The 13542-nt window shown below is 50.5% G+C and carries 15 protein-coding genes; 8 read left to right on the top strand and 7 right to left on the bottom strand.

What is annotated here, in order from left to right:
• Window positions 1-42 precede the first annotated feature (42 nt).
• Entirely contained in the window at window positions 43-522 is a 480-nt protein-coding gene (gene secB / locus AB8B75_RS03750) for a protein-export chaperone SecB (RefSeq protein ID WP_405359943.1), read from the top strand.
• 1 nt (window position 523) lies between these two features.
• Here the strand turns inward: secB and dnaQ are convergent, their stop codons facing one another.
• The 4 genes from dnaQ to AB8B75_RS03730 are packed head-to-tail and all read right to left on the bottom strand — an operon-like array spanning window position 524 to window position 3237.
• Window positions 524-1210, bottom strand: coding sequence for a DNA polymerase III subunit epsilon (gene dnaQ / locus AB8B75_RS03745; protein WP_405359942.1), 687 nt, complete (start codon window positions 1208-1210; stop codon window positions 524-526).
• Complete coding sequence (gene coaE, locus AB8B75_RS03740) at window positions 1203-1850, bottom strand: dephospho-CoA kinase (protein ID WP_405359940.1); 648 nt, start codon at window positions 1848-1850, stop codon at window positions 1203-1205. Before coaE ends, dnaQ begins: the two co-directional genes overlap by 8 nt.
• On the bottom strand, window positions 1793-2641 hold the full coding sequence (locus tag AB8B75_RS03735; protein ID WP_405359939.1) for a shikimate dehydrogenase: 849 nt from the start codon (window positions 2639-2641) through the stop codon (window positions 1793-1795). Before AB8B75_RS03735 ends, coaE begins: the two co-directional genes overlap by 58 nt.
• Window positions 2638-3237 carry a Maf family protein gene (locus tag AB8B75_RS03730; protein ID WP_405359937.1) on the bottom strand — a complete coding sequence of 200 codons (600 nt, stop codon included), beginning with the start codon at window positions 3235-3237 and terminating at the stop codon, window positions 2638-2640. Before AB8B75_RS03730 ends, AB8B75_RS03735 begins: the two co-directional genes overlap by 4 nt.
• Window positions 3238-3639: 402 nt before the next feature.
• Between AB8B75_RS03730 and hemJ the strand changes: the two genes are divergently transcribed.
• The 7 genes from hemJ to AB8B75_RS03695 all read left to right on the top strand — a co-directional run bounded on the left by hemJ (window position 3640) and on the right by AB8B75_RS03695 (window position 11032).
• Window positions 3640-4089 (top strand): protoporphyrinogen oxidase HemJ, encoded by a 450-nt coding sequence (gene hemJ / locus AB8B75_RS03725; protein WP_405359936.1) that lies wholly within the window; start codon window positions 3640-3642, stop codon window positions 4087-4089.
• A gap of 128 nt (window positions 4090-4217) precedes the next feature.
• Complete coding sequence (gene rho, locus AB8B75_RS03720; RefSeq protein WP_405359935.1) at window positions 4218-5525, top strand: transcription termination factor Rho; 1308 nt, start codon at window positions 4218-4220, stop codon at window positions 5523-5525.
• A 30-nt stretch (window positions 5526-5555) separates the two neighbouring features.
• A complete protein-coding gene (gene mnmE / locus AB8B75_RS03715; protein ID WP_405359934.1) occupies window positions 5556-6842 on the top strand; it encodes a tRNA uridine-5-carboxymethylaminomethyl(34) synthesis GTPase MnmE in 1287 nt (428 codons plus the stop codon).
• Window positions 6843-6855: 13 nt separating this feature from the next.
• Window positions 6856-8718 (top strand): tRNA uridine-5-carboxymethylaminomethyl(34) synthesis enzyme MnmG, encoded by a 1863-nt coding sequence (gene mnmG, locus AB8B75_RS03710; RefSeq protein WP_405359932.1) that lies wholly within the window; start codon window positions 6856-6858, stop codon window positions 8716-8718.
• A complete protein-coding gene (rsmG, locus tag AB8B75_RS03705; RefSeq protein WP_405360183.1) occupies window positions 8718-9320 on the top strand; it encodes a 16S rRNA (guanine(527)-N(7))-methyltransferase RsmG in 603 nt (200 codons plus the stop codon). The genes mnmG and rsmG overlap by 1 nt, the downstream gene beginning before the upstream one ends.
• Window positions 9313-10122, top strand: coding sequence for a ParA family protein (locus AB8B75_RS03700; protein WP_405359930.1), 810 nt, complete (start codon window positions 9313-9315; stop codon window positions 10120-10122). The genes rsmG and AB8B75_RS03700 overlap by 8 nt, the downstream gene beginning before the upstream one ends.
• Window positions 10123-10132: 10 nt before the next feature.
• Window positions 10133-11032: a ParB/RepB/Spo0J family partition protein gene (locus AB8B75_RS03695; protein ID WP_405359929.1), complete on the top strand. Its 900-nt coding sequence runs from the start codon at window positions 10133-10135 to the stop codon at window positions 11030-11032.
• On the opposite strand, the gene hemW is transcribed toward AB8B75_RS03695, so the two are convergent.
• The 3 genes from hemW to rph are packed head-to-tail and all read right to left on the bottom strand — an operon-like array spanning window position 11029 to window position 13500.
• A complete protein-coding gene (gene hemW / locus AB8B75_RS03690; protein ID WP_405359927.1) occupies window positions 11029-12186 on the bottom strand; it encodes a radical SAM family heme chaperone HemW in 1158 nt (385 codons plus the stop codon). The two genes, AB8B75_RS03695 and hemW, sit on opposite strands and share 4 nt — an antisense overlap.
• Window positions 12179-12790, bottom strand: coding sequence for an RdgB/HAM1 family non-canonical purine NTP pyrophosphatase (rdgB, locus tag AB8B75_RS03685; protein ID WP_405359925.1), 612 nt, complete (start codon window positions 12788-12790; stop codon window positions 12179-12181). The genes hemW and rdgB overlap by 8 nt, the downstream gene beginning before the upstream one ends.
• Window positions 12787-13500, bottom strand: a complete 714-nt coding sequence (gene rph / locus AB8B75_RS03680) for a ribonuclease PH (RefSeq protein ID WP_405359923.1) — start codon at window positions 13498-13500, stop codon at window positions 12787-12789. The genes rdgB and rph overlap by 4 nt, the downstream gene beginning before the upstream one ends.
• Between the last annotated feature and the right edge of the window lie 42 nt (window positions 13501-13542).

The following is a 13542-nucleotide window of genomic DNA, read 5'->3' as shown; positions in this document are numbered from 1 at the left end:
GTTAAGGCTCGCCCGATTTATTTATCACCTTAGGAGCAACCCATGGCTGAAGCCCAAGCACAACAACAAGCGCCACAAATGCGCGTCCTCGGACAGTTCATCAGGGACATGTCTTTTGAAAACATTATGGCGCAAAAAGGCGCCCCCGCCGATGTCACACCTGATGTTCAGGTCCAGGTCAATCTCGACGCCAAAAAACGCGGCGCTGAGCATCAATACGAAACGTCAATCAAGCTGAATGTCACGTCAAAGGCAAAAGACTCCGATACAACTCTTTTTGTTTTGGAAATTGATTACGCCGGAATCTTCCACATCGACAATGTACCCGAAGATCAGCTGCACCCGTTTTTGTTGATCGAATGCCCTCGGATGATCTTCCCTTTCCTGCGTCGTGTTGTCAGCGACGTGACCCGCGATGGTGGCTTTCCACCACTCAACTTGGAAAACATCGACTTTCTAGCACTTTATCGGAACGAAATTGCTCGTCGCCAAACTGAGGAACCGCCCAAAGCGGACGCCTGAGTTAGCCTTTTAGCCACAGAGCGTCGCTGCCCAGTTTAGCCACAAATTCGGCATGAGCGGCGGCCTCTTTTTCGGTTAGCCGAGAGACCAGTGGCTTTGCGCGCGGCCGGGGGGTCCACTCCACACCGCCCGAAGCAACCGCATTCTGCGATGCCGTGGAAAGACCGAAATCCGGTTGCCGACCCCCGATGAGCTCAAGATAGACCTCGGCGAGGATTTCACTGTCCAAAAGAGCGCCGTGCAGCGTGCGCGATGAGTTATCTATGTTGAACCGTCGGCACAGCGCGTCCAGTGACGCTGGCGAGCCTGGAAACCGTTTGCGCGCAATTTCAAGCGTATCAATGGCCTGTTCCCAAGGAATTTGCGGCAAACCCATCCATTTCAGCTCAGCATTGAGGAATTTGATGTCGAAAGCCGCATTGTGGATGACCAGCTTGGCGTCGCCAATAAAATCCAAAAAGGCCCGGCCTACTTCAGCGAATTTCGGTTTGTCGCGTAGAAAATCGTCGCCGAGCCCGTGCACTTGAAACGCCTCTTCCGGCATTGCACGTTCGGGGTTGATGTATTGATGATAGGTTTCGCCAGTGGCCATGTGACCCATCAGTTCAACCGCGCCAATCTCCACAATCCGATCGCCTGACTGCGGGTCAAAACCTGTGGTCTCGGTATCCAGAACGACCTCACGCACAACGCATACTCTCTTTGATCTGTTTGACGATACTCTGAACCTGCAATCGGGCATGTTCAACTGTATCTGTCACGATTACAAAGTCGGAACGCGCGCATTTTTCAGCATTGGGCATTTGTTTCGCTCGGATCTGATCAAAGGTTTCACGCGTCATCTTACCCCGCTCCAAAACACGTTTTTGCTGTTCATCCGCGTCAACCGTAACACAAGCAACCGCATCCATCGCGGTATTTCCGCCTGTTTCAAACAACAGGGGAATGTCCAAAACAACGATATTTGCAGCTGTCTGAGATAAAAACTTTTCCCGGTCGCTGGCCACCAAAGGGTGTACAATACTTTCGATTTTCTGCAAAGATCCGGGTTGGGTTTTAATTATTTTTTTCAATACGCTACGTGAAACTTCACCCGCTTTCACGGCGTCTGGATATAGTCTCGAAATCGGCGCGACAGCTGCCCCATTTTTCGCATAGAGGCGGTGCACGGCGGCGTCAGCGTCCCAAAGCCCACAGCCTTCTTCAACGAACATCTGAGCAGTCGTCGACTTGCCCATCCCGATCGAGCCGGTCAATCCAAGCTTGAACACTAACCCGACACCGCGCTGCGCGCATCCGCGTCGACCTCGGGTCTGCGTCCGAACCATCTCTCGAAACCGGGTACCGCCTGATGTAGAAGCATCCCAAGCCCATCGACAGTAACACAGCCCTTATTTTCGGCCACTTGCAACAACCGTGTTTTCAATGGGGTATAAACAAGATCCGTCACGACAGCAGCTTTCTTGATACCGTCCAGCGGCAAGGACATTTCAGGTTTTCCAACCATCCCGAGCGATGATGTGTTCACGATAAGGTTAGATTCTTCGAACATGCTGCCCGCCTCGGCCCATTCAACCACGCGTACCTGACTACCAAAATCGGATTGCAAATTGTCGGCGCGTGCGCGTGTTCTGTTTGACAAAAGAATTTCGGGAACGCCTGCTTCTAACAAGGATACGATAACCCCACGTGCCGCACCACCGGCTCCTAAGACAGCGGCCGGGCCTTGCTTGGCATTCCATAGCGGAGCACCGGCTTTCAGGTTTTCTATGAAGCCGTAACCATCTGTATTATCTGCATGAATTTCGCCATCTTCACCGAAAGTCAAGGTGTTCGCTGCGCCGATCAACTTGGCCCGGTCTGTGATCTGATCCGCGAAGCCCAGAACAGCTTCCTTATGCGGTATGGTGACGTTCACACCAACGAAACCGGCTTTGGGCAGTGCTGTCAAAACGCCTCGCAAATCTGACTCCGCAACATCCATCGGAATATAAAACCCCCTAATGCCATGTTTTTTCAGCCAATGCCCATGCAATTGCGGCGATTTGGAATGAGCGATCGGAGATCCGATGACGCCGGCCAGCGGAATTTTCCCAATGTGCTCTGCGGTATTCGTCATTGTTGCAAATCTCCACGCAGCGTCAGATAGGCCAACAACTGCAGCAAGGGCAATCCCAGAACATTGAAGTAGTCGCCCTCAACGCTGGTGAAGAGCCGGACGCCTTCTTCTTCAAGCTTATAGGCACCAACCGAATGTTTGATGCTGTCCCAGTTGCGCGCGACATATCCCTTAATATAGGCGTCGCTGGCATCTCGCATCCTCAGCCGGACTTGTCCGACATGTCGCCATATTGGTTTGCCTGCCTCACAAATAACCACAGCAGACAACAAGCTATGGCGGTCATTACGAAGCTGATGCAGCTGTTGTTCCGCCTGCTCTGGTGTTTCGGGTTTGGAAAACAAAACGCCTTTGTGATCCAGTACCTGATCGCATCCCAATACCAGCGAACCAGGGTTTTTCTCGCTGATCTTACGAGCTTTGATTTCCGCCAACATATCAGCGATGTCTCGCGGCGGGGCTCTCTCTGCCAACATCCCTTCTCGCACGAGTTCCTCATCGACATGTGCCGGTTGAATAGTGAACTCAACCCCTGACTGGCGCAAAAGTTGTGCCCTGATTTCAGAACCGGAGGCCAATATCAAAGGCTGAGACATGTGGATAACTCTGTGAACAGCATTAAGGATTTCTTAATTATTTCTTCTGAGCAAAACAGCGAGATTTCACAAGTCGTCCTTACCCTGTGATCTAAACTCTGTTTTGCAATACTTGCTCTATTGCGGAAAAGGACAGTCTTGGCCATGTGTACAAATCAGTTTGTCTGATTTTACCCACAGAATTGTACAACGGCTTTTTCATTCTCAATTTTTCAACCCGTTGATGTCGCTCGCCTTCTCCACAATTTCTATTTTGTCCCCCTCCGAGATTACAACTTTTCCCCACACGGATAACCCGATGAACAAATCAATAATCCACAGAAATCTGACGGCCTACTAAATCATCATCCTTTTATCTTTCTTATTATATTAATACTTAGGTTGGGCAGAACGGAGAAATGAATGACAGACCTTCTCGCCGTCGGATATCCTTGGATCAAGGCATTCCATATCATGTCGGTCATTGCTTGGATGGCAGGCCTGTTCTATCTGCCACGTCTCTTTGTTTATCATGTTGAGCAGGTGGATCAAAGCAGTGAGACGCATGGGTTGTTCCTGACGATGGAATTGAAACTGCTACGGGTGATCATGAACCCTGCGATGATTGCGACATGGGTTTTTGGACTGTGTTTGGTTTTCACGCCCGGGATCGTAGATTGGTCTGACATCTGGCCCTGGACCAAAGCTGCTGGGGTTCTTGCTATGACATGGTTTCATCATTGGCTGGGGCTGCGGAGGAAAGATTTCGTTGCGGGCGCAAACAGCCTGACCGGACGGCAGTACAGAATGATGAATGAGGTACCCACGTTGCTGATGGTGCTGATTGTTTTGTCCGTTGTCGTTCGCTTTTGAATGAATTGACTTAGGCCTGAACCCGGCCTATGAAGCGTTTACCATCCCGTCCGGGAATGGCGCAGACCAAACATTTCCAATAATCACATCAGCTGGCTGAGACGCCATGGCTGGTTACAGGTATTTCCATGACATCAGATATAATCGACGCACCAACTGCTCCCGAGACGCTTGAAACTCTCAATCTCGCGGATCTGAAGCGCAAAAGTCCAAAAGATCTGTTGTCGATGGCAGAAGATCTGGAGATCGAAAACGCCTCGACCATGCGCAAAGGCGAGATGATGTTCCAGATTCTCCGCGAACGTGCTGATGAAGGTTGGCAGATTTCCGGGGACGGAGTGCTGGAAGTACTTCAGGACGGATTTGGGTTCCTCCGCTCGCCAGAGGCGAACTATCTGCCGGGCCCGGATGATATTTACGTGTCGCCAGAAATGACTCGGAAGCATTCTTTGCGGACTGGAGACACAATTGAGGGTGTTATTAAGGCACCTGACGACAATGAGCGCTATTTCGCATTGATTGACGTTACCAAGATTAATTTCGAAGAACCTGAAAAAGCCCGGCATAAAGTTGCTTTTGAAAACCTGACACCGCTTTACCCGGATGAGCGTCTGACGATGGAAGTGGATGATCCAACCGTCAAGGACAGGTCATCGCGTATTATCGATTTGGTAGCGCCAATTGGGAAAGGTCAGCGTTCGTTGATCGTGGCGCCGCCTCGGACAGGTAAAACAGTTCTGCTGCAGAACATCGCAAACTCGATCGAAAAGAACCATCCAGAATGCTATCTGATTGTTCTGCTTATTGATGAACGGCCTGAAGAGGTCACGGACATGCAGCGCTCTGTGAAGGGTGAGGTTGTATCCTCAACCTTTGATGAACCTGCGACCCGGCACGTTGCGGTCTCCGATATGGTCATTGAAAAAGCCAAACGGCTTGTTGAACATAAACGCGACGTGGTTATTTTGCTGGATTCGATTACGCGTCTAGGTCGGGCCTTTAACACGGTTGTGCCATCTTCAGGTAAAGTTTTGACCGGGGGTGTGGATGCGAATGCGTTGCAACGTCCAAAGCGCTTCTTTGGTGCGGCTCGAAACATTGAGGAAGGTGGATCCCTGACGATCATCGCAACAGCCTTGATTGATACAGGCAGCCGAATGGATGAAGTGATTTTCGAAGAGTTCAAGGGCACCGGTAACTCGGAAATTGTTCTGGACCGCAAGATCGCGGACAAACGCGTCTTCCCGGCGATGGACATTCTGAAGTCAGGCACCCGGAAGGAAGATCTGCTGGTGGACAAAATTGATCTTCAGAAAACATTTGTTCTACGCCGAATTCTCAACCCCATGGGCACGACAGATGCGATTGAATTCCTGATTTCTAAGCTGAAGCAGACCAAGACCAATTCAGATTTCTTCGACTCTATGAATACGTAACTTATTGTTTAAAAACAGTGAGTTAACCAAATGGATACGATTTACGCTTTGGCATCTGGTCAGGGAAAGGCAGGCGTGTCTGTCATTCGTATTTCTGGCCAGGATGCATGGAAATATGGTGAAGCCATATGTGGTAAACTGCCTGAGCCCAGGCGTGCCGCGTCGCGTTCTCTAAAGGACGAAAGTGGGGATTTGATCGATCATGCATTGGTGCTTTGCTTTCAAGCGCCTGCGAGCTTTACGGGCGAAGACATCGTTGAATTTCACGTTCACGGAAGTGTTTCAGTGGTTCAGGCTGTCTTTACCGTGCTTTCCCGATATGACTCTCTGCGACTTGCTGAACCTGGTGAGTTTACAAGGCGTGCGTTGGAAAACGAAAAACTAGATCTGGTTCAAGTCGAAGGATTGGCCGATTTGATTGACGCTGAAACCGAAGCGCAGCGAAAGCAAGCTGTTCGGGTTTTGTCTGGTGCTTTAGGCGACCGTGTCGAAGGGTGGCGCAAAAAACTCATTCGCGCAGCCGCTCTTCTAGAGGCAACGATTGATTTCGCGGACGAAGATGTCCCAGTTGATGTTACGCCAGAGGTTGACGATCTGCTGAGTGAGGTCATTTCGGAAATTTCGAAAGAGATTGCAGGCTCTTTTGTTGCTGAGCGGATACGGTCCAGTTTTGAAGTGGCTCTCGTTGGGCCACCGAATTCTGGTAAGTCTACTTTACTCAATCGCCTCGCCGGGCGAGACGCTGCAATTACATCAGAAATAGCTGGTACCACGCGTGATGTGATTGAGGTTCGAATGGACTTGCAAGGTCTTCCCGTTACCTTTCTGGATACAGCAGGCTTACGTAAGACCAATGATGAAATTGAAACAATCGGCGTTTCTCGAGCCATCAGTCGCGCTACGGCGGCAGATTTGCGTGTGTTTCTACGAGAACCGGGAGATGAATTTATACTTCCTCCCTTGGAGCATGACATCGTGTTGCGACCGAAAATCGACATGTCAGAAGAGAAAGAGGGCGGTATTTCTGGTAAGACCGGAGAGGGGCTTCAAGCGCTTGTGCACCGAGTTCAAACCGAATTGAAGGATCGAGCTGGATTGGCGGGAATTGCGACCCATGAAAGGCACCGCACTGCCATGGAGCGTTCTTTTGAAGGTTTGGTGGCATGTCAGAAGATCGTCGCGCGAGGGCCAGACGTCTATGATATAGCTGCAGAAGAACTTCGATCGTCGATTCGAGCTCTCGAAGCACTGGTTGGCCGTGTTGATGTAGAAAACCTATTAGATGAAATTTTCTCGAGCTTTTGTCTTGGGAAATAAGGGAGTGTTTCACGTGAAACATTTTGATGTTCTGGTTGTTGGTGGTGGCCATGCGGGCACAGAGGCAGCACATGCTTCCGCGCGTGTTGGGGCAGATACTGGTATGGTGACAATGACGGAAGCCGGAATCGGGGTAATGTCCTGCAATCCTGCTATTGGTGGCCTCGGAAAAGGTCACCTTGTGCGGGAAATAGACGCTTTGGATGGCGTGATGGGTCGTGTGGCGGATAAGGCTGGAATTCAGTTTCGTCTTTTGAATCGTCGTAAAGGGCCAGCCGTACAGGGTCCCAGGGCTCAATCGGATCGTCAAATCTACCAAAAAGAAATGCTGACTGAAACGAAATCGCAGGAAAATTTGACAATCGTCTTGGGCGAAGTTGTTGACTTCTTAATGTCGGGGCAACGAGTAGAAGGGGTAGTTCTGCAGGACGGAAGTCACGTAAGAGCTGCGTCTGTCGTATTGACCACGGGTACCTTTTTGCGAGGGGTAATTCACGTGGGCGATGCTTCCCACTCTGGGGGGCGCATGGGCGAAAAGGCGTCGATTAAGCTGGCAGAACGTATGGATTCGTTTCAGTTGCAGACAGGACGCCTTAAAACTGGCACGCCGCCACGATTGGATGGAAAGTCAATAAATTGGGCTATTCTGGACTCGCAACCAGGGGATGATGAAGCCACTTTATTTTCTTTTATGTCGACGGGCGTTTCGGCTCGACAAGTTTCTTGCGGAATCACCCATACCAATACGCAAACTCATGATATTATTCGTAAAAATTTAAATCGATCTGCGATTTATGGCGGTCATATTGATGGTATTGGACCAAGGTATTGTCCGTCGATTGAAGATAAGATCGTGCGATTTGCGGACAAAGACTCGCATCAAATTTTCTTGGAACCCGAAAGCCTGACGACAACAACTGTTTACCCAAATGGGATTTCAACATCTTTGCCAGTGTCGATTCAATGCGATTATGTACGATCGATCCGTGGACTTGAGGAGGCGGACATCCTTCAGCCGGGGTACGCAATAGAATATGACTACATTGATCCAAGATCTCTGAACAGCGACCTGTCTTTGCCAACCGTACCGGGGTTGTACTTGGCAGGTCAGATCAACGGCACAACCGGTTACGAAGAAGCAGCGGCACAAGGGCTGGTTGCCGGTCTAAATGCGGCGCTTGCAGCCAAGAAGCGTGAACCGATCCTGTTTTCTCGGGCTGAAAGCTATATCGGTGTGATGATAGATGATTTAACAACGCGAGGTGTTAGTGAACCGTATAGAATGTTCACATCCAGAGCAGAGTATCGTTTATCTTTGCGCGCAGACAATGCGGACCAAAGACTTACTCCCATAGGTATGGAATTAGGTTGCGTTGGCAGCGAGAGGTCTAAGATGTTTCTGGAGAAAGCTGACAAGTTAAACAACGCTCGGGATTCATTGATTAATTCGAACTATACGCCGTCCGAGGCCGCGCGCGTTGGAATAAAAATTAACCAGGATGGGTCGCGTAGAACAGCAATGCAACTGCTCGCATTTCCCGATGTTACTTTTGATGAAATCAGGGTTCTCGATTCAAAGTATTGCGGCATTGACGAGCAAATTGGTAAGCAAATGGAGCGAGAGGCGCTCTATGCAAATTATATCGAGAGACAGCGGCGGGACATCGAGTCACTTCAAAAGGACGAAGCGTTGGTGATTCCTAGCGATTTTAACTACGATTCCCTTGACGGACTCTCCAATGAGCTAAAATCAAAACTCAAAGCGATCCAGCCGGCTAGTTTGGCTCAAATGTCGCGGATTGATGGGATGACGCCGGCTGCCTTGACTCTCATTCTTGCCAGACTGCGCAGAAAGAAGCGAAGGCAGACTGCTTGATGGATTGTGAGTTAAATGTTTCACGTGAAACACTGAACAAGTTGGAATCCTACGTCGAGCTGATTAAAAAGTGGAACCCGACCATTAATTTGGTTTCCAAAGGAAGCGTGGCAGAGTTATGGGATCGGCACATACGGGATTCACTTCAGGTGTATCGCTTTGCTTCTGAAGGTGAATATTGGGTGGATATTGGAAGTGGAGGTGGGTTTCCCGGCTTGGTGGCCGCAATTCTCGCGCAGGAGTGTCACCCAAATCGACATATTGCGATGATCGAAAGCGATGTTCGCAAATCTACATTCCTTCGTAGCGTAATTCGGGAGTTGGACTTGCCCGCTTCTGTGATCGTAGGTCGTATTGAGAAAGTTGAACCTGCAAAAGCTCATGTATTGTCCGCACGTGCTCTGGCTGACTTGAACCTCTTGCTGGAATTCGCACAGCGTCACTTGGTTGTCGGAGGTCAGGCGCTATTTTTTAAAGGAGAAACCTGGGAGAAAGAGGTGGCGATTGCGCGCGAAACATGGTCATTTGAGTTAGCCGTCCATAAAAGTGAAACGAACGCCAAATCAGCCATTCTAGAGGTTAAGGATATAAAACTTGTCTAATCCATCGAGCCAGGCTGCCCCAAAAATCATTTCAATCGCAAATCAAAAAGGTGGGGTTGGAAAGACTACGACAACGATCAATCTTGCCGCAGCCCTTGCAGAAGCTGGAAAGCGGGTCTTGGTTGTTGATCTCGATCCTCAAGGCAATGCGTCCACAGGCCTCGGAATTGATTCAGAAGACCGCGAGTTCACAACCTATGACCTTTTGCTGGAAGATATTGATTTAAAATCAATAATTTTGCCAACTACGACTGCGGGTTTACATATAATACCTGCGACCGTCGATCTGAGTTCCGCAGATATTGATCTTATTTCAAACGAAAAACGCAGTTTTCTTTTGCACGATGCTTTGCGTCAAACGGCAATGGATGAATTTGAGCTGGATTATATTCTAATTGATTGTCCGCCATCGCTTAACTTGTTGACGGTTAATGCGATGATTGCGTCGGACTCAATTCTGGTGCCGCTTCAAAGTGAGTTTTACGCCCTGGAAGGGCTGTCACAATTGATGTGGAGTATTCGCGAAGTTCGACAAAGCGGGAACAAGGATCTTCGGATCGAGGGGATCGTATTGACGATGTACGACCAGCGTAACAACTTGTCCTTGCAGGTCGAGCAGGACGCGCGTGATAATCTGGGCGAACTTGTTTTTAAAACACGGATACCACGAAATGTCCGGGTCAGTGAGGCGCCCTCTTTTGCGATGCCTGTCCTGTCCTATGACACAGCTTCAAAAGGCGCGCAGGCTTACAGGGCCTTAGCTCGTGAAGTTCTTGAAAACAATGAAGAAAAAGTTGCCTGAGGGGGCCAAAATGGCAAGTGGAGCAGATCGAAAACGAGGTCTTGGACGGGGACTCTCAGCGTTGATGTCAGATGTTGCGGAAACCGAACGGGTCACAAGTACTGGTCCGTCCGCGGCGGAGCGTCTGGTTCCCATTGAGCAGATTTCTCCCAATCCTGATCAGCCTCGAAAGAGATTTGAAGAAGGCCATCTTGCAGATTTGGCGGCGTCGATACGAGAAAAAGGTGTCATACAGCCGCTGATTGTGCGTGCGTTGAAAGGTCAGGAATACCAAATCGTAGCGGGCGAGCGACGGTGGCGCGCAGCTCAGATTGCCAAGTTGCATGAACTCCCTGTCGTGGTCCGTGAATTTACGGATGTTGAGGTTCTTGAGGTCGCAATTATTGAAAACATCCAACGTGCTGATCTGAATCCGATTGAAGAGGCCGTCGGCTATCGGCAACTCATGGATCGCTTTGGGCATACCCAAGAAAAAATGGCGGAAGCCCTGGGTAAAAGTCGCAGCCACATCGCCAATTTGCTCCGTCTTCTGAATCTACCGGATGAGGTGCTGGAAATGGTGCGTGGCGGCGGTTTGAGCGCTGGTCATGCGCGCGCGTTGATCGTGGCGCAAGATCCATTGAGTATCGCAAAAAATATCGTAAAGAACGGATTGTCGGTCCGTGCCGTGGAGGCTCTGGTAAAAAAGGAAAATGCGGTCGCTCAAGACCGACCACCGTCGCAAAGCAATGGGCGTAAGACCGATGCAAAAGACGCGGACACAAAAGCGCTTGAGGGTGACCTTTCGGCGGCTCTCGGCATGAAGGTCGAGCTAAATCACGCGTCGGGTGGCGAAACAGGTCAAATGGTTTTGCACTACCAGTCGCTCGAAGATTTGGATGAACTATGCCGTATGCTCGGCGGAAGCTAATCCTCCAAGAGCTTTGAAATTACAGCATTTGATATTATAAGTCCTTGATTTAAAATCATTAAATTTCTATCTTTGATTTCAACAAAACCCATTTCTCTCAAGTCAGTGACTGTCGAAGGATCTAGTGGTGAGCCGGCAAGTGCCTCGTAACGATTGAGGCTTATGCCCTCTTTCAACCGCAGGCCCATCAGCAAGAACTCACTGACTTGTTCGGTTGCTGTGAGGCGGCTGCGAGTGCTTTCACCCAAGCCTGATGCTACTGACTGAAGCCAGCGGTTTGGATTCGAATAACATTCGGTTGCATACCGTTGACCATTAAGAGTCAGCCGACCATGTGCTCCGGGTCCTATGCCAATATAATCGCCATAGCGCCAATAAATGAGATTGTGCCGAGACTGAGCACCGTCTCGCGCATGGTTCGACACTTCGTATGCTGGCAGCCCATGCCGATCACAAATCTCTTGAGTCATGGAAAACAGATCTGCACCTAGATCTTCATTGGGCAAGCCGCGTAGATTTCCTGCATTGTAGCGGTCACCAAAGGCTGTGCCTTGTTCAATGGTTAATTGGTAGAGCGACAGATGATCCACACCCAAGGCCAGCGCGCATTCCAATTCGGATTTCCACTCAGCCAGAGATTGGTTTTGCCGGGCGTAGATCAGGTCAAAACTCACCCGGTCAAATGTCTTTCGCGCAATCTCGAAGGCTTGCATTGCTTCGTCCGCACTGTGGAGCCGTCCGAGGCGTTTAAGATCCGGATCGTTCAGCGCTTGGATACCCATGGAAATCCGATTGACGCCTCCATCACGAAAAGCGAGGAAACGACCGGCCTCTACTGAACTTGGGTTTGCCTCAAGCGTGATCTCCAGGTCGTTCGCGCAAGGCCAATTATACCGGATTCTCTCGATGATTTTGGAGACTGTTTCGGGGGACATCAGGCTGGGCGTGCCGCCGCCAAAAAATACCGAGAGCAATACGCGACCGTGTGTTTCTGCGGCGGTGCGATCCAGTTCTTTCAAATAGGCTTCGCACCAGGCTTTCTGATCGATTTGCCGCGACACGTGGCTGTTAAAATCACAGTACGGGCATTTGGCTTCGCAAAATGGCCAATGCAGATAAAGACCGAACCCACCCTGTTCCCAATCTTCAGCCAAAGCAGCCTGCGATCAATTGGTGGAATGCTTCTGCGCGGTGACTTATCCGATTTTTTTCAGCAGGCTCCATTTCGGCAAAAGTCAGGTCATAACCATCCGGTTGGAACATGGGATCATAGCCATGGCCAACTTGACCCCGCATGGGCCAGACCAATGTTCCGTTAACTTTGCCTTCAAAAACCTCGTCATGCCCGTCTGGCCAGGCAAGCACAAAGGTAGCTCGGAATCGTGCGCGACGGGGGTGCCTTGCGTTTCTCTCTTCAAGAAGGGTGTGAGTTTTCGTCATGGCCAAGAAGAAATCTCGACCCGCAGGGGTTTCGGCCCAATCGGCGGTATACACGCCTGGTTGATTGTCCAGCGCTTCGACTTCAATGCCTGAATCGTCCGCCAAGGCGGGAAGACCGGTTGCTTCGACGGCAGCCCGCGCCTTGATCCGCGCATTGCCCACGAAAGTCGCCTCCGTTTCTTCCGGTTCTTTCAGGTTCATTTCCGCCGCACCGACAACGGCCACACCATAGGGTTCAAACAGCTGCTGCATCTCTTCCAGCTTACCCGCGTTATGGGTGGCAATCAGAATGCGTTTGCCGTCGAACTGACGCGTCATGCCGTCGCGGCTCTTTGAGCGGCTGCCAATTCAGACACACCTTTTTCCGCCAGATCCATAAGGGCGTTCATTTGATCTCTTGAAAAAACAGAACCTTCTGCGCTCATTTGAACTTCGATTAGTTGATGCGAGGCGGTCATAATGAAGTTACCGTCCACACCGGCTTCAGAATCCTCGGGGTAATCAAGATCCAATACGGGCTGGCCAGCATAGATCCCGCAGCTGATCGCGGCCACAGGATCGGGCATCGGATCACTAATCACGTCACCTGTTTTCATCAGTTTATTGACAGCCAATCGAAGTGCCACCCATCCACCGGTAATTGACGCACAGCGCGTACCGCCGTCGGCCTGTAAAACATCACAATCCACGGTGATTTGCCGCTCTCCTAGTGCCACACGGTCTACACCAGCCCGCAAAGACCGCCCAATCAGCCGTTGTATCTCAACTGTTCTGCCGCCCTGCTTGCCCGCTGCAGCTTCGCGACGCATGCGGGTATTGGTTGCGCGGGGCAACATGCCGTATTCGGCCGTGACCCACCCCAGCCCCGACCCTTTGATAAACGGTGGAACCCGGTCTTCTATGGTAGCCGTGCACAGGACATGTGTGTCGCCCATTTTGATCAGGGCGCACCCCTCGGCGTGTTTCGTGAAATCCGTTTCGATGGAAACGGCCCGCATTTCGTCCAGGGCTCGACCGGAAGGGCGCATGAGATCTCCTTTGCTATCTGTCTCCCCGATACCGTTCTCATA

It is taken from the genome of Roseobacter sp. (genome assembly GCF_045106495.1).
Lineage (GTDB): Bacteria > Pseudomonadota > Alphaproteobacteria > Rhodobacterales > Rhodobacteraceae > Roseobacter.
This window is presented reverse-complemented; position numbering and strand designations above follow the sequence as displayed.